Origin of the sequence: Mesorhizobium sp. M1E.F.Ca.ET.063.01.1.1 (assembly GCF_003998155.1) — a bacterium.
GTDB lineage: Bacteria > Pseudomonadota > Alphaproteobacteria > Rhizobiales > Rhizobiaceae > Mesorhizobium.
In genome coordinates, this window is sequence record NZ_RZSC01001528.1 from 1 (window position 1) to 511 (window position 511).

1 pseudogene is annotated in these 511 nt (G+C 55.8%); it reads left to right on the forward strand.

The window, feature by feature from the left end:
• Positions 1-244: 244 nt before the first annotated feature.
• Positions 245-511: pseudogene (locus EOA29_RS42540) on the forward strand (hypothetical protein); the annotation flags it as partial.

A 511-nucleotide genomic window follows, 5' to 3' on the forward strand; every position in this document is an offset into this window, starting at 1 on the left:
ATGGCCAATAGTAGAATCTCTGGCGTCCGCTTTTGGGCCGGAAGGAGACGGTCGGCTCCTGGACTTCAAAGGTCGGAAGCTGCCATTTATCTTGGACCACCAAGACCGTCGGTCTACAAGAAACGCTCAGCGGCACGCGTCGACCCGTCGACCCCGTTTGAGGGATGATTTTCGTCCAAACGGGACCCCTTAACGTGGGGTCATCAAGATGCCTCCGGTTTGATCGGAGGCATTTGTGTTTTGGATGTTGGTGGTGGAGACGATTGCAAAGATGCGTCGGCTGTCGCCGGTGCAGGGAAAGTCGATCAAGGCTATCTGCCGGGAGCTTGGTATCTCCCCGGAAGGTTGTGTTGTTCGCAAGGTGCTGCGATCGGACGAGACCGAGTTCCGCTACGAACGCATTCTTCCAGTACCTCGGCCGATGGCGCACTACGACTGTGGTAACATCAGCCGTTTCCATCTCAAATACGGGGTCACGACTTTACCGAAGAAGAACCTCGCTTGCCTCATC